Genomic DNA, 21,263 nt, shown 5'->3' with positions numbered 1-21,263 from the left:
TATTCTTACACTATTAAAATAAAAATGCTAATCAACATCAATAATAATTAGCTTAACGTTTTTTGATTGAAAATAGTCTATATATTGAGAAGGAATCTTATTGTCCGTGATGAGTATATCAATTGAATCAAGCGAATCGATGATATATAATCCACTTCTCCCGAACTTAGAAGAATCGGTAACAACAATAACTTCTTTTGAAATATTACACATTAAACGATTTAATGTTGCTTCATGTTCAAAATGTGTCGTGAAACCTGAAGATATTTCCACACCATCCACACCTAAAATCACTTTATCAAAGCGAAGATTATTAAGGCTCGCTTCTGCTTGACGTCCATAAAACGATAATGACTTTTGTCTTAACGTTCCACCAGTCATTAGCACTTCTGAGTTTTGTAAATGAGAAAGCTCAGTGGCTATATTTAAACCATTAGTCATTACAACTAGATTTTCATGGTTCTGCAATAACTTGGCTATTTCTTCGGTAGTGGTGCCGGAATCAAGTATTATTAACTCATCATTATTTATTAACTGTACAGCGGCTTCGGCCAACTTTTCTTTAATGTGAGAGTTTTTGCAATGCTTTTCTTTTACTGATAATTCTTTAGTTATCTTACTAATTGCAACAGCGCCGCCTCGAGATCTAATTAATAATCGTCTTTTACTGAGGTCATTTAAGTCAGTTCTTATCGTAACAGTCGAAACATCAAACTCACTAGCCAATTGTGCTACGTCGACACGGCTTAACTCATTTACTTTATCAATAATTTTCTGGCGTCTTTCAATAGTATTAAGCATATTTAAGTTACTATATTTTTTATTTAATAGTTAGTATTTTAACAGTAATCGAGTAACGCATCAACGAAAGATAATGAAGACCTTATTTTAATCAAAATTTCTATTTTAACCATATAAATCAAGTATTTCTTCTTACATATGCCTTCAATACCCTTCAGTAACAATTAAAGACATGCTAAAAAACAATAAATCAAAGATAATTTTTTATAATAATAACAGGTGGTTATACAATTAACCTTGTCACTTTTATTAGTTGTAAGTTTTACATTAATGGTAAATTTTTCATATTACCACTCCCGCCCTTTACCTTTCATTTGTTTTCGATTAGTATGTTTTATCTTAAATAAATTAATATCAACCATTTTTGGAAAGTATATGAAACTTATGGCAACATCTCGTATTTTTATAATATCTGTCTTTATATTATTTACTCTAACCGTGAATGCTCAAGCGGATAGTAGTGACCATATTTTTGAAAAACTCAATAATGGTCTCGCCAAAACACCTCCAATGGGGTGGAGCAGCTGGAATCAATTTGGCGTAGAGATAAATGAACAATTGATTATCGAAACTATCGATGCAATGGTAAACAATGGTATGAAAGACGCCGGCTATATTTACGTTAATTTAGATGATGGTTGGCAACAAGATAAGGGGAACCGTAAGAATAAACCCTTAGATTTTGATAAAGAGAAATTCCCTAGAGGGATAAAATATTTAGCCGATTACGCTCATGAAAACGGAATGAAGTTAGGAATTTATTCTGGTCCTGGACAAACCACATGTGCAGGCTACTCAGGTAGTGAAGGGTATGAAAAACAAGATGCCGACATGTTCGCATCATGGGGTGTAGACCACCTAAAATATGATAGCTGCTGCTCTCATAAAGACGCAAGTAAAGAAGAACTAAAAGAAGCTTTTTACAAAATGTCTAAACCCTTGATTGAAAACCCTAAAGATATCGTATTACATGCTTGTCATTGTGGTTGGCAAAATATTTGGCAATGGGCTGGTGATATAGGTGCAAACCATTGGAGAATTGGCCAAGACATTTCGGATGACTTCGACTACCCAGAGAATAGAGAGGGTTATTATTTTGATGTGCTAGATATGTTAGATAGAGGCCAAGGGTTAGAAGGATACAATAAGCCAGGTCAATGGAATGATTTTGATATGTTAATTGTAGGTCTTAACGGTGAAAGTAAAGAGCTTGTTGGCGCAGGTGCCTCTAACGTTGAATATCGTGCCCACTTCAGTTTATGGTCAATCTTATCTACCCCTCTTTTAACTGGGACCGATGTACGTGATCTTGATACTTATACGTTAAAAACACTGACTAACCGGGAAGTAATAGCCTTAAATCAAGATCCATTGGGTAAACAAGCAAAAACGGTTAAAAAAGAAGGGAAAATTCATATATTAGCCAAACCAATGGCAGATGGAAGTTGGGCTATAGCTATGCTGAACAGAGGCAGTGAAACAGAAAATATTTCTATTAATTGGAAACAAGAACTTGGTCTAGATTGGAAAGAAGTCCATGTTAGAGATCTTTGGAAACACAAAGATATGGGCAATTTTCCAGAAAGTTACACTGACGAAGTTATTTCTCACGAAGCCATAGTGTTGAGAATTTATCCAACTAAATAAGTATTATTTAACGATTAAACCATGCGAAAAATCGCATGGTTCTTTCAATGAATATTATAGTACAAGTGTTTAAATACAATTGAGCCTCTTCCATAAAAATATATACCGCCAAATTATAGTTAACAATAACCAAGCGTAACAACACCAAATATTGTTGATTTCATTTACTTTGAGAGTTTTATGAAAGCTAAAAATTACAGTAAAAAAAAATATACTAATATAATTCATTTTTTTACGATTTTTTATTTATTGCTACTCCTTAATGCTTGTGGTGACTCCTCTTCAGGTGATGCAAACACTCACATTGATAATACAGAGCTTTCATTTCGCTCTATACCATTACAATCATCCATCGATCGAGTACAACCGATGACAGGGATCGTGTATTGGGCTGATAATTTAACAACATTAGACGACTTAGGAGATAACGTGCAGCTTGAATATGCTTATGTTATTTACGCCGATGTTGTTAATGAAAAAGGTATGTATGATTGGACAAGCATTGATAATTTGTTAACAAATATAGAGCAAAGGGGTCATCAAGCCATATTACGCTTTCGTTATACTTACCCTGGAAAAACACAAAGCTCAGTACCTAAATATATAGAAACAACACCTGATTATAATTCAACAATAGCACTAGTAGAAGGACGCAACACATACTTACCTGATTGGAGCTTTAAAGGGCTAGAGGAGTTTACATTAGATTTTTTTAGTGCCTTTGCTAAGCAATACGACAACGATCCTAGAATTGCTTTCTTACAAGTAGGATTTGGCTCTTATGCTGAATATCATTTATATGATGGTCCTGTAAATCTAGGTCAAAATTTTCCCTCAAAAGCATTTCAAACTGACTTTTTGAAGCATTTACATCAAGAGTTCAAGCAACTGCTTTGGTCATTTTCTATTGATGCTGCTGACCATAATTACACGCCTATAGCTGCAGCCCCTGATTTACAGGCACTTAATTTTGGCCTATTTGACGATTCATTTATGCATAAAATGCATTCTACTAGTGATGATGAATATAACCGTGCGAATTGGTTATTCTTTGGCGAAAATAGATATAAAACAAATCCTGCAGGTGGAGAATTTAGCTACTATTCTGACTATGACCAAATGAACGTGTTAAATCCAAATCAAGGCTCTTATGGAAAAAGCTTCGAGTACTTCGCTAGCCTGTACCATATTAGTTATATTATAGGTAATAACCAGTCTTCGTATCAAACACCTAGCCGTATCAAAGATGCAGCAATGGCCACAGGGTATAAATTCAAAGTTGAGGCATTCGCCTCGTCTAGTGTAGCCAGCAAAGTCGTTATCAAAAATATAGGTATAGCACCTATATATTATGATGCTTATGCCACTGTAAACGGTGTTCGTTCAAGTGCATCTCTTAAAGGATTATTACCTAACGAAAGCAAAGTTTTTGATGTTGCTATCGGCGGTGATAACCCTATTTTGACCATTGAAAGTGATCGTTTAGTTCCAGGTCAAATTATTCAATTCGACGCTAACTTATAGAGAGTTAATAAAGTACACATCACAAAATAAAATACACATGAAGTACCGATGAAAAGCTCTATATAACGTGACTATTTTGCTACATTTCAATTGACCTTGTATATCAATGTAGCCACCTTTCTTTGCGTAATAAAAGATCATGTAAGAATCAACTCAACAATATAATCACCTAATTTTTAAAGGTAAAAAAATGAAAAGCAGAACAAATTTAGAAAGCTGGAAAAAATTGGTTGCTCATGCAAAAGACATGAAAGATCAACATATGAATGACTTGTTTGCTAAAAATCCCAGTCGTTTCAATGAATTTTCTATAAAATTAACCCCTTTTATACTCGACTACTCTAAAAACATCATAACAACAGAGACTATGTCTTTATTAACACTGTTAGCTGATGATTGTGAAGTACAACAATGGCGTGAGAAAATGTTTAATGGTACTGCCATTAACAAAACAGAAGAGCGCGCGGTATTGCATACGGCATTACGTGGCTCGGTAACTAAAAATACCGATACCTTTGAAAAAAACATTACGTCGAATGTAACAAAATCGCTCGAAAAAATAAAAAAATTTAGTGATAAAGTGCGCAAGGGTGAATGGTTAGGTTATTCAGGAAAGCGCATCACTGATGTTGTAAACATTGGTGTTGGTGGCTCAAATTTAGGTCCACAAATGGTCACAGAAGCTCTTAAGGGCTATAGTGATAACAGTGTTAATACACATTATGTTTCTAACGTTGACGGTACACAAATCGCAAATATTTTAAAACCGTTAAACCCTGAGCAAGTACTTTTTATTGTTTCTAGTAAAACCTTTACCACAACTGAAACCATTACTAATGCTCAAACCGCGATGAAGTGGTTGGTAGCATCATCGTTTGACTCTAGCGCTGTAGAGAAACACTTTATAGCGGTGTCTTCTAACAAGGTAAATGCCATTGAATTTGGTATTCTCGAAGAAAATATTTTTGATATGTGGGATTGGGTTGGTGGTAGATTTTCCTTATGGTCTGCTATCGGATTACCTATTGCTATTGATTTAGGTTTTGAAAAGTTCACCGAGTTACTTGCTGGCGCTCATGAACTAGATGAGCACTTCTATCATGCGCCATTAAAAGAAAATGCACCAGTATTACTCGCTTTATTAAGTATTTGGAACTGCACTTTCTTAGGCGCTCAATCACAAGCTATTTTACCTTACGATCAAAATCTACATATGTTTTCAGCTTATATGCAACAAGCTGAAATGGAAAGTAATGGTAAATCAGTTTCTTGGGATGGTGATAAAATTGACTACCCTACCGTACCAACCATTTGGGGTGAACTAGGAATTAATGGACAGCATGCTTTTTATCAATACTTGCATCAAAGTAATAATGTTGTGCCTGCTGACTTTATAGGCTCTATCGAAAGTGTAACACCTGTTGATGGTCACCATGAAACATTAATGGCTAACTTTTTTGCACAAACCCAAGCATTAATGAAAGGGGTTGATGAAGCTCAAGTACGAGAAGACCTGAAAGCGAAAGGTAGAACACAAGAATATATTAATAAAGTAGCACCCCATAAAGTGCACCAAGGTAACCGCCCTACTAATTCTATTTTAATGAAACAATTATCACCTAAAACACTCGGTAGCTTAATTGCACTCTATGAACATAAGATTTTTGTACAGGGCATTATCCTTAAAATATGTTCATTTGATCAATGGGGTGTTGAGTTAGGAAAAGGTTTAGCAAATAAAATACAACTTGAGCTACAAAAGAGTGAAGTAAATACAAATCATGATAGCTCAACTCAAGGGTTAATAGAATATTATATGACCGAGCGAAAGATTTAGGCCAGTGTATGATTTAAACTAGTATAGACAGTGCTACATATTTTCAATTTTACTATGTAGCACTTTCGATATTATCCGTTAGGTTAATTTATGTTAACCAATAACATTTAACTTTATAACGTCGATAACTTTTCTGCATATAGAGCCGCACCAATAACTGGACTGCATAATGGCTCGTAAACTTTATAATGATTTGGCAAGCGCTCTAAAGCTTTAACAAAAGGGTCTAATACAAACTTCCCAGCATTAAAGATACCGCCAGAGTATGACACTTTGATAATATCTTCGTCTTTAAATGCTAATGATTTTGTTGTGCCTTCTACTATGTCAGCTAATTCATTAGCGGCTTCTGCCAAAATTGCAATGGCATGCTGATCGCCTTCTGAGGCTGCTTGATAGACTAACGCCGAAACAGCAGCTATTTTACTACGCTCAGAATTCCAATGACAAAGAACAAGCGCCGTTATATCTAAATCATAATCAAAATCCAAAGTAGATTTTAAAATATCATACAAAGGACCTTTACTTAACCGACCATCACTCATTTTTGTAAATACTTGTAAACCTTTACGCCCCACCCAATAAGCAGAGCCTTCATCGCTAAAAACTTCCCCCCAGCCACCACAACGAGCAGTTTTCGTTTGGTTTACACCATAAGCGATAGAGCCAGTACCTGCGACAATATTAATACCGTCAGCACAGTCAAAGGCTGCAGCCCAACCATTGACCATATCATTATCACATTGATACTTTTCTGCACTCATAAAACTTGAAGGCAAAGCATCTATTTGGTTAATTAATTCGCTATCTTCGCCGTATGCCGGTAAACCGAAAAAAGCAAAAATAATATCGTCAATTGATCCTGAGACTTGTTCAAGTAATGCTAAAACACCTGACTGAAGAATCGATTGCGCACCTTCCAAACCGACTTCAACATGATAACAGGTTCCGAGTTCATGGGTCGCTACTACATTACGCTGCTGATCCAATAACACAAATGCAGTTTTGGTTCCGCCACCGTCAACCCCTAAGTAATACACAATATATCTCCTCTTATATTATTCATATCTTTTAAACTTATGAATATCTACATACTAAAAAATGCTCATTACTACGATATAAAATAGTAGGGACATTTAATACATGTCAAAAAATTATAAACTTGAATACAACAACCATATATTGCATTCATTTAACATTCGTTAATCCTGAAAAATTCATGTCTAAATGATGGGCTATAACCTACTCATATAGTGATAAGAACTGTATTTAAAGAATTAAGCACTAGTCTTTCGTGAAGTAACGGAGTAATCCCCCGATAAAATATTTAGATGGATGCTTTCGAAATATAAACAGGAGTATGAAACAACTAAATTTAAAAGTAAATCACTTTAGGCTTTCATTATCTTTCAATAGATGATATCCAAGTATAAAAGTTCATATTAATCTTATATCAACCTGCAAAAAAACCTTCAGTAACTTTCTTTTTGTTGACAGCGCTTTCAATATCCTTCAGTATGATATTATTCTTTAGTAACAGCGACAATAAAGCCAACAATATTAGCAGTACATCCCATGCATTAAGCTAATATATGACTTTATTCTCTTCTTATACTAAAAACCTTTTTTCAGTCATGTTGCTGTAGCCCATTTATTGCCTATATAACATAAAGATAAAACCTAGTAACGAATAAAGTACTAAATTTATATCAAGAGATTATTATGAAAAAATACTTAGTAGCAATTTCCGTTATCACACAGGCTCTTGCTGCCTGTTCAACCCCTAATAGTAATTTAAATAATCAGTATTACACCATGGTTGATTACTATGCAGTAAAAAAAATTGATGCGCATGTACATGCAAATAACTCATCTACTGCATTTATTATGCAAGCAAAAAATGACAATATGAAATTGCTTTCTATTAATGTTGACTACCAAGATTTTCCGAATATTGATAAGCAAGCAGATATTGCCCACCAATTTGCGAAAGAACATCCAAATAATTTCTACTTTGCAACGACTTTCTCTATGGAAGGGTCTAACAATGGACAGTGGAAAAATAATGTTATTAAGCGTATAGATGCCGAAATTGGAGAAGGTGCGGTTGCTGTCAAGGTTTGGAAAAATATTGGGATGGCAGAAAAAGACAATAAACAAAACCTCATCATGATTGATGATCCTCTTTTTACGCCTATTTTTAAACATTTAACAGATATTCATATACCACTTATTGGTCATCAAGGTGAACCAAAAAACTGTTGGCTTCCTGTTAGTCAAATGACGGTAAATAATGATAAACAATATTTTACTGCTCATCCACAATATCATATGTATCTTCACCCTGAGATGCCTAGCTATGAAGACCAAATGCAAGCACGTAACAATATGCTTAACAATCATCCTACACTGCAATTTATGGGCGCTCATTTAGCTAGTTTAGAGTGGAGTGTCGACCAAATCTCAATATTTTTAGATACTTATCCCGATGCCGTGGTTGATTTAGCCGCAAGAATGGGACAAATTCAATATCAATCTACACTGGATAGAAGTAAAGTACGTAATTTCTTTATTAAATATCAAAACCGTATTTTATATGCCACAGATTTAACCCATTCTCCAACAGTAAGTGATGCCCAGTTCAAATCACAAGCACATAAAAAATGGCTCGAAGATTGGCAATATTTAACTAGTAACCAAACTATTTCCGTACCAGAAGTCGACGGTGAAATCATAAGTTTAGCGTTACCGAAAAATGTCATTGATAATTTATATGCTAAAAATGCTATTCGATTTTTCAATCTAGCTCCAAAAACATAATAACATTCAACATACATAATATTTTAGAGGTTAAAAATGAAAAAAAATTATGCTTACAGCTTACTCATTTTTGCAATTAGTCTTTGCTCTCTTGTTAGCTGCGCAAAGCAGTCTAGCACCCCAAATACAGAAGAAGATATTGTATACTCAGTAAAAACTAAAGATATTACAATTTCATTTAATAACCAGTTACACAGTAAAGTTTCAGGAAACATAAAAGGAAACATGATGTCATTAGGCGATATGCAGCCTAGTGAATATGTAGTAACTCTTGAGAATAAAATCATTTCTGATTTTAATTTTATTGAGAAAAGCGTCCAAAAAGTCAACAATGAATTAGGCGCTGGAACACAAATAACATTAAATGGTTTATCAAGTGAAGGGCTTATAAAGAAAACAATTGTGAGCATATATGAACGTTACCCTACCATGGTATTTTTTGATGTTAGTTATACAAATACAAGTGAAAACAGCATTAAAATTACCAAATGGGTTAATAACCATTACTCACTATTAGCCCCTAAAACGAAAAGCACAACACAGCCTGATTTTTGGTCATATCAGGGTGCTTCCTATGCAGATCGACGCGATTGGATAACCGCGATAAACCCAGGGTATAGCCAACAAAACTATATGGGCATGAATTCATCAGATTATGGTGGAGGTACAGCTGTTGTAGATTTATGGCGACAAGATATTGGTATTGCAGTCGGTCACGCTGAGACATCACCAAAATTAGTTTCCTTACCGCTTAGTTATAAACAAGAAAAGCGCGGAGCAACTATTCATATAGAATTAGAAAAAGGTAATGAATTAAAAATAGGCGAAACGCTCAAGACCATTCAAACATTTGTCAATATACATAATAAAGATTATTACGCAACGCTTAAAAATTATCGTAAGGTTATGGCGGATAAAGGCTTAAAAATGGCTGATGTACCAGACTCTGCTTATGATCCTGTTTGGTGTGCTTGGGGGTATGAACGTAACTTTAATGTTGATGAAGTACTCGGTACCTTAAAAAAAGCAAAAAACATGGGATTAGAATGGGCTGTACTTGATGATGGGTGGCAAACAGCCGAAGGCGATTGGTACTTAGACCGTAAAAAATTCCCAAATGGCGATAAAGACATGCAAAGCTTCGTTAAGAAAATTAATGATGCTGGACTTAAAGCTAAATTATGGTGGGCGCCTTTAGCAGTTGATCCAGGCACAGATTTGTTGCATGAACATTCAGATATGTTACTACTCGATAAAAACGGTGCTGTACAAGACATTACGTGGTGGAATAGTTTTTACCTTTGTCCAGCTTATGAAGGAACGATTGAACACAGTAAACAACTTGTTAGAAAAATGTTAGGCGAATGGGGCTACGAAGGTTTAAAAATTGATGGTCAGCATTTAAATGGTGTTGCTCCTTGCTATAACCCTGCACATAATCATGCATATCCAGAAGAATCAGTAGAAAAGTTAGGCGAATATTGGGAAGAAATATTTAAAACAGCTAAAGAGATAAACCCTGAAGCAGTTATTGAAATTTGCCCTTGTGGTACCTCCTATGCTTTCCATAACTTACCCTATATGAACCAAACAGTTAGTTCAGATCCTCTTACTTCTTGGCAAGTACGTCATAAAGGTAAAACTTTAAAAGGGTTAATGGGTGATTCTGCACCATACTATGGTGATCATGTTGAACTAAGTGATAATGCTAATGATTTTGCATCTTCTGTTGGTATAGGCGCAATTGTTGGCACTAAGTTTACTATGCCTGGTTCAAAAGGTGCTGGTGCAGCATATGCACTTGATGACGAAACAGAAAAAACATGGACAAAATGGATAACGGTATACAAAGAGAAAATGCTACCTAAAGGTGTTTACCTAGGTGAATTATATGATATTGGGTTTGATATACCTGAAACCCATGCCATTAGAAAAGGAGCCAATATGTATTACGCATTCTATTATGATGACTGGCAAGGTGAACTTGAATTACGTGGCTTAACGCCTGGTAAGTATCAAATAAAAGACTATATAAATAATGTAGTATTAGGAACAGTTGACGCATCATCAGCTACATTAACGACTAAATTTAAAGGCTATTTACTCATAGAGTTATCGCCTGTAGTGAGTAAATAACAGATGAAACTACTGATATGTATGCTACTTTACTTAATATCGTCATTTTGTATAGCCGAATCATTAGCGGTTAATGATGCTGCCCCTGCATTTACCCTGCCCTTATTAGAAGGTAAAGAAAAGGTCACCTTGTCTGACTATAAGGGCAGAGTAGTATATATTGATTTTTGGGCGTCATGGTGCATTCCATGCCGCCGATCATTTCCTTTTCTAAATAAATTGCAAGCACAGTATGCAGATAAAGGTTTTGAAGTTATAGCCATTAACCTTGAGCAAACCCCTGAGGATGCAAAAAAGTTTTTAGCTCAATTTCCGGTTTCATACCCGGTTTTAAAAGGCGACAATAGTAATATTGGTCAAATCTATAACATATTCGCTATGCCCACAGGTTATTTAATAGGTAAAAAAGGCAATGTTCGGGTCAAAAATTTAGGTTTTGATAAAGCCCAAGAGAACTACCTTGAAGCAATGGTTGATAAACTTGTTTCTGAATTTTGAATCCGATCATTTGGGTAAAACAATTGAAGTTTTACACTAGTTCAGGAAATATAAATAAGTTGGATTAAAGACAGAGACGTTAAACTCATTTAGCTTAACCAATATGACTATGCCAAGATTAGCAAGGACTATCGGAACTCCCTTGCTAATCACAATAGTAACCTGTCAAACCAATCAACCTTGTACCTAAGCCAATTAAAGCTATTACACAGCAAAAATGAACGACTTACTAATTACTAAGCAATTGCTATGCTTCATCACATTATTGTGTGGTTATACTCTCAAGTAATATAAAACCAAGTAACCTAAATCACGCTCAACAACGATTAAAAGCTGGATGGTACTTTAGTGGAGTAGAAAACGATGTGATTTTAACCAACGCTTAAATGTTAATAATTAATGCTTAATACCGTCCAATATTTTTCCCCAGAAGGCGTTCTCACAACCGCTTCATCATCTATTTCTTTTTTTAATAAAGCCCGTGCCATTGGTGAATCAATAGAAATATAATCATTACGACCAAAAATTTCATCAGGGCCAACTATTTTAAACTTAAGCTGCTCACCCTCTTCATTTTCCAGTTCAACCCATGCACCAAAAAAAACTTTTCCTGCTTGCTGTGCATTGTAATCAATGACTTTAATATCTTCGAGTCGCTTGGTTAAATATCGAACTCGACGATCAATCTCTCTTAGGCGCTTTTTATTATATTGATAGTCCGCATTTTCTGATCGGTCACCTAAGCTCGCCGCCCAAGAAACTTTTCTGGTTGTTTCAGGGCGCTCCACCTTCCAAAGGTGTGTTAATTCTTTTTGCAGTAGTTCAAAACCTTCACGGGTAATTAAATTTGTTTTCACGTTGGACTAACCTTGTAATTTACTTATCAGCTACTCATTAGCACTTAGCAGATACCTAGCATTGACAACGATTTATCAATCATTGAATAAGACATTATTTTATCTCAATTATTACTATTGGTATTATTCTAGCTAAGAGGATTCAATGCTATCATAGCATCGAATTTACCTTGCTAAAATAATAGTGAGAATAACACGCTAAACCCAACACCTAATCATGGAGCCTTCAATGAATAAAAGTATTATCACCAATTTTATTGCCTTAATAAGTACTTTATTAGGTTTATATCTCGGTAATCATATTTTATATACCGTTGGATTATTTGCTCTATCTGGCGCCATAACTAACTGGCTTGCTATACATATGCTTTTTGAAAAAGTGCCATTATTGTATGGTTCTGGGGTAATTCCCGCACGTTTCGAAGATTTTAAACTCGCTATCCGCCAATTAATGATGGAGCAGTTTTTCACTAAGGAAAATATCGACCGTTTTTTATCAAACGGCTCTGGAGCGGCTACCAGTATAGACTTAACAAACGTTATTGAAAAAATCGACTTAACTCCTGCTTTTAACAACTTAGTTGCCGTAATAGAAAATTCATCATTCGCGCCTATGTTAGCCATGGTTGGCGGTAGCGAAGCACTTCAACCAATGAAAACGCCTTTTATAGAGAAGATGAAAGTATCAATTCAAGAAATTAGCCAAAGTGAACAATTTACTACGTTACTGCGTGAAGAATTAGAACAGCCTGACATGATTGAAAACCTACAAGCTAAAGTCAGCGATATAATTGAAAAACGTCTTAATGAATTAACCCCTCAGTTAGTGAAAGAAATCATTCAAGCGATGATAAAAAAACACCTAGGCTGGTTGGTCGTTTGGGGTGGTATTTTCGGTGGTATCATTGGTTTAATTGCAGCACTAACTACTAATTTTTAAGCCTTATAAAAGATCTATCATCTAAAGTTAAAAAATAGTCTTAAACATTAAACAAAAACCCTTAATTTTGCTGTGATTTTGAGCTATGCTGCTTTTTCTATTTCTGGGGTTTGCATAATCAAATTCAGCCCCGTACTTATAAGGTAAATTTCAGTCATGTTTGCTAGCTTAAAAACTTCTCCTGCCGATCCTATTTTAGGTCTATTAGCTAAATATCGCGAAGACACCAATCCTCAAAAAATTGATTTGGGTGTTGGTGTTTATAAAAATGAAGCCGGTGAAACCACTGTGCTTAATTGCGTGAAAAAAGCAGAGCAACATCGTACTGATACCGAAACCAGTAAAGTTTACTTAGGCCCAACAGGCTCAACACTTTTCAATGATGAAATGAGTAAGCTTATTTTTGGCGAAGATCATAAAGTATTAAATGAACACCGTGCTCGCACTGTTTCTACTCCCGGAGGAACAGGTGCATTGCGTGTCGCTGCTGAGTTTATTAAGTCATGTAAAGCCGGTGCGACTATTTGGGTAAGTAATCCTACATGGGCAAACCATACTGGGTTATTTGAAGCGGCTGGTTTAACGGTAAAAACCTACCCTTATTACGATTACGACAATAAAACACTAGATTTTGATGGTATGTTAACTGCCCTTAAGCAAGTTTCAGCAGATGATGCCGTGTTACTACATGCCTGTTGTCATAATCCAAGTGGTATGGACTTAAACAACGAACAATGGCAACAAGTGGCTGAGGTAGCAAAATCGGTAGGTTTTACACCCGTTATCGATATGGCATACCAAGGATTTGGGCAAGGCTTAGACGAAGACGCTTACGGCTTGCGTTTAATGGCAGCATCAGTAAACGAAATGGTAGTTTGTAGCTCTTGTTCAAAGAATTTTGGTTTATATCGTGAGCGTATTGGCGCTTGTACTGTTATCGGTGAATCAAGTGTACAAGCAGACATTGCCTACTCTGTTGTGTTAAGTGTGGTGCGTGTGATTTATTCTATGCCTCCAGCTCACGGTGCGGCATTGGTTGAAACTATTTTAACTTCTGATGAACTACGCAATGAATGGTATGTTGAATTAGCAGAAATGCGTAATCGCATAAATGGTAACCGCCAACTTATTGTTGATAAACTCATTGAAAATGGCGTGACTCGTGATTTTAGCTTTATTACTAAACAAGCTGGTATGTTTTCTTTCTTAGGAATAACACCAGCGCAAGTTCAACAATTACAAGATGAATACAGCATTTATATGGTTGGCTCTAGCCGCATGAGTATCGCAGGTATTGCTAAAAGTAATATTGACTACTTAGCACAATCAATTGCTAAGGTATTATAAGTAAACCGATAAATTATTATTTATCATCAAGGCTAGGTTTTTTTTATTCTAATAGAGTAAAATAGAGCTTAGCCTTTTTCATTTAAGGCATATTAAGTCTTGAATGTACTTTTTCATTTAACTTTTCAGTTAACTTCTATCTCATAAAACAAAGGAAAACATTGTGACGGCTTCTGGTAACTTATTCATTCTTTCAGCTCCAAGTGGTGCAGGTAAATCGAGCTTAATTAAAGCACTACTTGAACAAGGCAAAGAAACACCATCAAGACCCATGCAAGTTTCTGTTTCCCACACAACTCGGGCACCTCGCCCTGGTGAAAACGATGGTGAGCATTATCATTTTGTTTCTGTAGAAAACTTTAAAACTCAAATTAAACAAAATGCTTTCTATGAATATGCAGAAGTGTTTGGTAATTATTATGGCACTTCAGAAGCCGCTATTGATGCTCAACTTGCTCAAGGTATTGATGTATTTCTCGATATTGACTGGCAAGGTGCACAACAAGTACGAATGAAAAAGCCATCAGTCACCACCATATTTATTAGCCCGCCATCTCGACAAGAATTAGAAAAACGCTTACGTGGCCGCGGTCAAGATAGTGAAGAGATAATAGCGAGTCGTATGGCTCAAGCTCAACAAGAGTGCTCACATTTTCAAGAATTTGATTACATTGTAATTAATGATGACTTTCAGCAAGCATTAGCTGATCTCACCACTATCGTAAATAATCAACGTCTCAAGTGCAGCCAACAAATGGTTCAACATAAAACACTACTTGATGAATTAGTAGGTGAATAACTGGAAATTTTCTATCTCAGCACGGCTTTTGCTTGCTAAATGACCTCGTACTGCGTAAAATGCAGCGCTATTTTATGAATTTTAAGTTGGAGTGACCACATGGCTCGCGTAACTGTTGAAGATGCCGTAGAAAAAGTCGGTAATCGTTTTGATTTGGTGTTAGTTGCATCACGTCGTGCTCGTCAAATTGCAACTGGCGGTAAAACACCTTTGGTTGATATTGAAAATGACAAACCAACGGTATTAGCTTTGCGTGAAATCGAAGCGGGTTTAATCACCACTGATGTAATGGATTCCTCAGATCGCCAACAACAGATTCAGCAAGATACTGCTGAGTTAGATGCTGTTGCTGCAATTGTGGGTAGTCAAACACAAGAATTAGGTTAAAAATAAAACTTATTTAGTTTATTTTTGATCCACTTGAAAGCGCGTAATCTATTCTTTAATAGTTACGCGTTTTTTATTGCTTTGCATTTGCCTTAAAGCCACGTATTCTAATAAATCAAGTTGTTTTAACATTAATTTGGAGTGATAGGTGTATCTATTTGAACCATTAAAAGAATTAAGCTCAACCTATCTATCAAAAGTACAAGTTGATCTGCTTAAACATGCCTACATAGTGGCAAGAGAAGCACACGATGGGCAAATGCGCTCTAGCGGTGATCCTTATATTACTCACCCAGTTGCAGTCGCGCTAAATTTAGCCCATATGCATTTAGATCATGAAACCTTAATGGCAGCACTACTTCATGATGTAATTGAAGATACCAACGTTACTAAAGATGAGTTAGCCGAGCTATTTGGCCACACAGTGGCAGAGCTAGTTGAAGGTGTTAGTAAACTAGACAAATTAAAATTTGATAATAAAGAAGAAATGCAAGCGGAAAACTTTCGCAAAATGGTACTCGCCATGGTGCAAGATATTCGCGTTATCTTAATCAAATTAGCGGATCGAACACACAACATGCGTACATTAGGCTCACTAAGACCTGATAAACGCCGTCGTATCGCCCGAGAAACACTTGAAATATATGCCCCAATAGCCAATCGCCTTGGTATTCACGATATAAAAAATGAGTTAGAACTTTTAGGCTTCCAAGCACTTTATCCAATGCGTTCAAGAGCACTAAAATCGGCCGTAAAAAGTGCCCGTGGTAATCGAAAAGCAATTATTGATAATATACAAGAAGAAGCTGCTGGTCGCTTAAAAGAAAGTAATATATCCGCACAAATTTTAGGGCGTGAAAAGCACTTATATTCTATCTATCGTAAAATGTTGAACAAGGAACTAATGTTCAATGAAGTGATGGATATATACGCTTTCCGCGTTATTGTAGACGACAGCATTGACGACTGTTATCGCGCTTTAGGCGCTATGCATAACTTATTTAAACCGATAGAAGGCCGTTTTAAAGATTATATCGCTATCCCTAAAACAAATGGTTATCGTTCGCTGCACACCTCACTGATAGGCCCACATGGTATTCCAGTAGAAGTGCAGATTCGTACCAAAGATATGGATCAAATGGCAGACAAAGGGGTAGCTGCACACTGGTTATACAAAGAAGGAAGCGATCAATCAGACACTACTGCACAAATGAAAGCTCGTCGTTGGATGCAGAGCTTATTAGAACTTCAGCAAAGCGCCGGTAGCTCGTTTGAATTTATTGAGAATGTTAAATCAGATCTTTTCCCAGAAGAAATTTATGTATTCACCCCAGAAGGCCGTATTATCGAACTTCCAATGGGTGCTACAGCCGTTGATTTTGCCTACGCAGTTCATACTGATATAGGTAACTCTTGTGTCGGGGTTAAAGTCGACCGTAAACCTTACCCTATGAGTCAACCTTTAGATTCGGGCCAAACAATTGAAGTTATCACTTCCGCCGCCGCAAGACCAAATGCCACCTGGCTCAATTTTGTGGTTACTGCCAAAGCAAGATTACAAATCAGAACTTACCTTCGTAGCAGAGAACAAACTGAATCGAAAACATTAGGTAGCCGCTTATTAAGCCATGCCTTGGGTAAAGTGAAACTTGAAGATATTAGTAAAGAGAAAATTGCCGAAGTTGTTAAACAAAGTGGCAATAAATCCTTTGATGAGTTACTCACTAATATAGGCTTAGGTAATGCATTAAGTATTGGTATTGCTAGACGCTTAACAGATGAATTCACTGAAGACAGCGAACTCCCTCCTGTAACACACAAAGCCAAAATGCCAATAAAAGGCACCGAAGGTATGTTAGTTAGCTATGGTAAGTGTTGCCGTCCAATTCCTGGCGACGTTATTCTCGCTTACCTTAGCCCTGGTAAAGGTTTAATGGTACATCAACAAGGTTGTCGTAATATTAAAGGGCACGAGCCAGGTGCTTTATTTCCAGTGAAGTGGGATAAAGATATAGACAAAGAGTTTATCGCTAAACTAAGAATTGAAATAATTAATCACCAAGGTTCATTAGCAATGCTAACCACGGTTATTGCTAAATGTGGCTCAAATATCAATAGCTTGAATTCAGGTGAGAAAGAAGCTGGGTTATATGTAATGGATCTAGAAATCACCTGTCGTGATAGAATCCATTTAGCCGATATTATTCGTAAAATAAAAGTAATGGTGCACGTACAACGCGTCATTCGAAATAAATAAATATAAGCAAAGGAAATATAATGAAAAGCATCATTTCAACAACTCAAGCACCTAGTGCTATTGGTACTTACAGCCAAGCAGTAAAAGTCAACAATACCGTTTATTTATCAGGACAAATCCCACTTATCCCTGAAACCATGGAAGTTATAGAAGGTGGCTTTAGCGAACAAACCGAGCAAGTATTTAAAAACCTGTCAGCAGTATGCGAAGCAGCAGGCGGCTCTATTAATGACATGGTAAAAGTAAATATTTTTATGACCGACCTAAGTAACTTTGCGACGGTTAATGAAATTATGGCAACATATTTTCAAAAGCCTTACCCAGCACGTGCGGCTATTCAAATTTCAAAACTACCAAAAGATGTCGAGATTGAAATCGATGGGATTATGGAATTACCTAGCTTAAGCTAAGATATTATTTATTAATCAAAATTTAACCTAACCGACAAAATATCGTCCGTTTAGAATTACCACTTTATTATTTGAAAAACTATGACTCCAGAAAGACTTCAACGTATTAATACCATGCTAGATAAACGCCAACCAGACCTTACTGTTTGTATGGAAGGTGTGCATAAAACCCATAATCTAGCAGCTGTTGTGCGTACTTGTGACGCCGTTGGCGTAAGCGATGTACATGCTGTATGGAAAAGTGAAGAAGCAGAAGTCCGTGGTGGTAGCGCCGCTGGTAGTCAAAACTGGATTGATGTCCATAATTATCATCAAACCGCAGAAGCTATTGCCGCTTTAAAAGCACAAGGTATGCAAGTGCTAGTTACTAATTTGTCTGATACTGCCGTTGATTACCGTGAAGTTGATTATACTAAACCAACTGCAATTATTTTAGGGCAAGAAAAATTTGGCGCATCACAAGCTGCGCTTGATTTAGCTGATCAGGATATTGTCATTCCAATGGTTGGCATGGTGCAATCTTTAAACGTTTCTGTTGCTTGTTCAGTTGTCTTATATGAAGCCCAACGTCAAAGACAAATGGCTGGCATGTATGATACACCTCGGTTGAGTAATGAAAGACGTCAACGTACATTGTTTGAAGGTGGGCACCCAATTTTTGCTGAAGCTTGTCAACGCAAAGGCTTACCTTATCCTGAAATAGATATTGAAGGACAAATTATTGCTGACGACGACTGGTGGCAAAAAATGCAAATGAACAAAAAAGCTTGGCAACATATTGATGACTAAACACTAGAAACTGTCACTATAATGGAAGCACTTACTCAATTATCACAAGTAGCCCTATCTACTCTTAAAGGTGTAGGGCCAAGTATGGCAGCTAAACTTGAAAAACTCGGTTTGCTGTCAGTGCAAGATCTATTATTTCATTTGCCACTGCGTTATGAAGATCGCACAAGAATAAGCACTATTCGAGATTGCTTACCTGGTACACATACCAATATTATTGGTGACATCACTGATAGCCAAATCACGCACGGCAAACGTCGTATGTTAGTGGTAACCTTAAACGATGGCACAAGTGATATTCAACTTTGTTTTTTCAGTTTTTCTGCCAGTCTAAAAAACAGCCTTAGTATAGGTCGAACCATTCGCTGCTATGGTGAAATAAAACGAGGGCCACGCGGTTATCAAATAGTACATCCTGAATACAAATCACTTGATGACGATAGAGCGCTAACCCCAGCAGAGGAAACCTTAACACCGGTTTACCCTACAACTGACGGTTTAAAGCAAATTTCACTTCGTAATTTAACCGATCAGGCACTTATTCGCTTACAACGTGGGCAAGTAGAAGAGTTATTACCAACAACATTGTTTGACGAAAAGTATTCTCTCGCACAAGCACTCGCCATTATTCATCGTCCACCGCCAGAAGCTTCTACTAGCGAACTTGAAAACGGTAAACATCCGGCACAGGTTAGGTTAATTAAAGAAGAATTACTCGCTCATAATTTGAGTATGTTAAAGCTAAGACAAAACAGTGACGTTCATCAAGCAATTGCTATTAAAGATAATAAAAAAATAGCGCAAGCATTCTTAAAAACCCTGCCTTTTTCACCGACTAATGCCCAATCACGGGTAGTAAACGAAATAAAAAATGATTTAGCCAAAGCACAGCCTATGATGCGGTTAGTACAAGGTGATGTTGGCTCAGGCAAAACGCTTGTTGCAGCGTTAGCTGCACTCGATGCAATCAAACAAGGCTACCAGGTTGCTTTAATGGCACCTACAGAGATTTTAGCCGAGCAACACGCCATTAACTTTGCTAATTGGTTTAACCCCTTAGATGTCTCTGTCGGTTGGTTAGCAGGAAAAACCAAAGCTAAAGCAAGACGCTTAGCATTAGAAAAAATTGCCAGTGGTGAAATGCAAATGGTGATTGGCACCCACGCCCTTTTTCAAGCCGAGGTGATTTTTAATAAACTAGTACTGATTATTATCGATGAACAACACAAATTTGGCGTGCATCAACGCTTATCCTTACGAGAAAAAGGCGTATTTGATAACAACTACCCTCATCAACTTATCATGACAGCCACGCCTATTCCTAGAACCTTAGCCATGACTGCTTATGCTGATTTAGATACCTCAGTTATTGATGAATTACCCCCTGGTCGTACTCCTATCAATACCGTTGCTCTACCCGACACACGGCGAGATAATGTAATTGAACGTATACGCGAAGGTTGTGTTAACGATAATCGCCAAGCTTATTGGGTATGTACACTAATTGAAGAATCGGAAGTTTTACAATGCCAAGCAGCCGAAGATACCGCTATTCATTTACAAGAACAATTACCTGAATTAAAAGTAGGCTTAGTTCATGGCCGAATGAAAGCCGATGAAAAACAAGCAGTGATGGATGACTTTAAAGCAGGTAAAAGCCACCTCCTTATCGCAACAACCGTCATTGAAGTTGGCGTAGATGTACCAAACGCTAGCTTAATGGTGATAGAAAACCCTGAACGTTTAGGTTTAGCACAACTACACCAACTAAGAGGGCGTGTAGGGCGTGGCTCTGTCGCTTCTCACTGTGTATTACTCTATAAAGCCCCTCTTTCTAAAACAGCGACCAAACGTTTAGCCGTACTAAGAGAGAGTAATGATGGTTTTGTTATTGCTGAAAAAGATTTAGAAATTAGAGGGCCCGGAGAATTACTTGGTACACGTCAAACAGGCTTAGCTGAATTGAGAATTGCTGATTTAATACGTGATGGCTACCTGATTCCTGACATTAAACAAAAAGCTTACTTGTTATCACGCCAAAATCCTGAGTGTGCTCAAGCACTTATCCAACGTTGGCTTGGTAATAAAGAGCGTTATTCAAACGCCTAAAAATACCTACTTATCGCCATTTTAATCAATTTATTTCCCACTCTAAGTGCTGCTAAGAGAGCCCGCCACACATAATTGAAAAAGACTTCACCTTAACTTCAACGT

17 protein-coding genes are annotated in these 21,263 nt (G+C 36.7%); 14 read left to right on the top strand and 3 right to left on the bottom strand.

What is annotated here, in order from left to right:
- Positions 1–27 precede the first annotated feature (27 nt).
- Entirely contained in the window at positions 28–801 is a 774-nt protein-coding gene (gene agaR, locus KO509_RS02835) for a transcriptional repressor AgaR (protein ID WP_215971771.1), read from the bottom strand.
- Positions 802–1,176: 375 nt separating this feature from the next.
- Between agaR and KO509_RS02830 the strand changes: the two genes are divergently transcribed.
- The 3 genes from KO509_RS02830 to pgi all read left to right on the top strand — a co-directional run bounded on the left by KO509_RS02830 (position 1,177) and on the right by pgi (position 5,809).
- The gene (locus tag KO509_RS02830; protein ID WP_215971770.1) at positions 1,177–2,448 is read left to right on the top strand and encodes a glycoside hydrolase family 27 protein; all 1,272 of its coding nucleotides are present in this window, start codon (positions 1,177–1,179) and stop codon (positions 2,446–2,448) included.
- Between the two features lie 180 nt (positions 2,449–2,628).
- Positions 2,629–3,972: a hypothetical protein gene (locus KO509_RS02825; RefSeq protein ID WP_215971769.1), complete on the top strand. Its 1,344-nt coding sequence runs from the start codon at positions 2,629–2,631 to the stop codon at positions 3,970–3,972.
- A gap of 190 nt (positions 3,973–4,162) precedes the next feature.
- On the top strand, positions 4,163–5,809 hold the full coding sequence (pgi, locus tag KO509_RS02820; protein WP_215971768.1) for a glucose-6-phosphate isomerase: 1,647 nt from the start codon (positions 4,163–4,165) through the stop codon (positions 5,807–5,809).
- A gap of 113 nt (positions 5,810–5,922) precedes the next feature.
- Here the strand turns inward: pgi and KO509_RS02815 are convergent, their stop codons facing one another.
- Complete coding sequence (locus KO509_RS02815) at positions 5,923–6,849, bottom strand: BadF/BadG/BcrA/BcrD ATPase family protein (protein WP_215971767.1); 927 nt, start codon at positions 6,847–6,849, stop codon at positions 5,923–5,925.
- Positions 6,850–7,531: 682 nt separating this feature from the next.
- Here KO509_RS02815 and KO509_RS02810 point away from each other — a divergent pair.
- From KO509_RS02810 to KO509_RS02800, 3 genes are read left to right on the top strand one after another with little or no spacing between them, the layout of a single operon-like run.
- Positions 7,532–8,629, top strand: a complete 1,098-nt coding sequence (locus KO509_RS02810) for an amidohydrolase family protein (protein ID WP_215971766.1) — start codon at positions 7,532–7,534, stop codon at positions 8,627–8,629.
- 36 nt (positions 8,630–8,665) lie between these two features.
- On the top strand, positions 8,666–10,765 hold the full coding sequence (locus tag KO509_RS02805; protein WP_215971765.1) for a glycoside hydrolase family 36 protein: 2,100 nt from the start codon (positions 8,666–8,668) through the stop codon (positions 10,763–10,765).
- A gap of 3 nt (positions 10,766–10,768) precedes the next feature.
- The gene (locus KO509_RS02800; RefSeq protein WP_215971764.1) at positions 10,769–11,263 is read left to right on the top strand and encodes a TlpA disulfide reductase family protein; all 495 of its coding nucleotides are present in this window, start codon (positions 10,769–10,771) and stop codon (positions 11,261–11,263) included.
- Positions 11,264–11,652: 389 nt separating this feature from the next.
- Here the strand turns inward: KO509_RS02800 and greB are convergent, their stop codons facing one another.
- On the bottom strand, positions 11,653–12,120 hold the full coding sequence (greB, locus tag KO509_RS02795; RefSeq protein WP_215971763.1) for a transcription elongation factor GreB: 468 nt from the start codon (positions 12,118–12,120) through the stop codon (positions 11,653–11,655).
- Positions 12,121–12,349: 229 nt separating this feature from the next.
- Here greB and KO509_RS02790 point away from each other — a divergent pair, with 229 nt between their 5' ends.
- The 8 genes from KO509_RS02790 (at position 12,350) to recG (ending at position 21,158) form a co-directional block, all read left to right on the top strand.
- Positions 12,350–13,060, top strand: a complete 711-nt coding sequence (locus tag KO509_RS02790; RefSeq protein ID WP_215971762.1) for a DUF445 family protein — start codon at positions 12,350–12,352, stop codon at positions 13,058–13,060.
- 156 nt (positions 13,061–13,216) lie between these two features.
- Positions 13,217–14,407 (top strand): amino acid aminotransferase, encoded by a 1,191-nt coding sequence (locus KO509_RS02785; RefSeq protein WP_215971761.1) that lies wholly within the window; start codon positions 13,217–13,219, stop codon positions 14,405–14,407.
- 163 nt (positions 14,408–14,570) lie between these two features.
- Complete coding sequence (gene gmk, locus KO509_RS02780) at positions 14,571–15,206, top strand: guanylate kinase (protein ID WP_215971760.1); 636 nt, start codon at positions 14,571–14,573, stop codon at positions 15,204–15,206.
- A gap of 99 nt (positions 15,207–15,305) precedes the next feature.
- Positions 15,306–15,593 carry a DNA-directed RNA polymerase subunit omega gene (rpoZ, locus tag KO509_RS02775; protein ID WP_159822193.1) on the top strand — a complete coding sequence of 96 codons (288 nt, stop codon included), beginning with the start codon at positions 15,306–15,308 and terminating at the stop codon, positions 15,591–15,593.
- 148 nt (positions 15,594–15,741) lie between these two features.
- Positions 15,742–17,850 (top strand): bifunctional GTP diphosphokinase/guanosine-3',5'-bis pyrophosphate 3'-pyrophosphohydrolase, encoded by a 2,109-nt coding sequence (gene spoT, locus KO509_RS02770; RefSeq protein WP_215971759.1) that lies wholly within the window; start codon positions 15,742–15,744, stop codon positions 17,848–17,850.
- A gap of 17 nt (positions 17,851–17,867) precedes the next feature.
- Positions 17,868–18,260: a RidA family protein gene (locus KO509_RS02765; protein ID WP_215971899.1), complete on the top strand. Its 393-nt coding sequence runs from the start codon at positions 17,868–17,870 to the stop codon at positions 18,258–18,260.
- Between the two features lie 81 nt (positions 18,261–18,341).
- Positions 18,342–19,049 (top strand): tRNA (guanosine(18)-2'-O)-methyltransferase TrmH, encoded by a 708-nt coding sequence (gene trmH / locus KO509_RS02760; RefSeq protein WP_215971758.1) that lies wholly within the window; start codon positions 18,342–18,344, stop codon positions 19,047–19,049.
- Between the two features lie 21 nt (positions 19,050–19,070).
- Positions 19,071–21,158, top strand: coding sequence for an ATP-dependent DNA helicase RecG (gene recG / locus KO509_RS02755; RefSeq protein WP_215971757.1), 2,088 nt, complete (start codon positions 19,071–19,073; stop codon positions 21,156–21,158).
- The last annotated feature ends 105 nt before the right edge of the window (positions 21,159–21,263 follow it).

The organism is Colwellia sp. C2M11 (assembly GCF_018860915.1).
GTDB lineage: Bacteria > Pseudomonadota > Gammaproteobacteria > Enterobacterales > Alteromonadaceae > Colwellia.
This window is presented reverse-complemented; position numbering and strand designations above follow the sequence as displayed.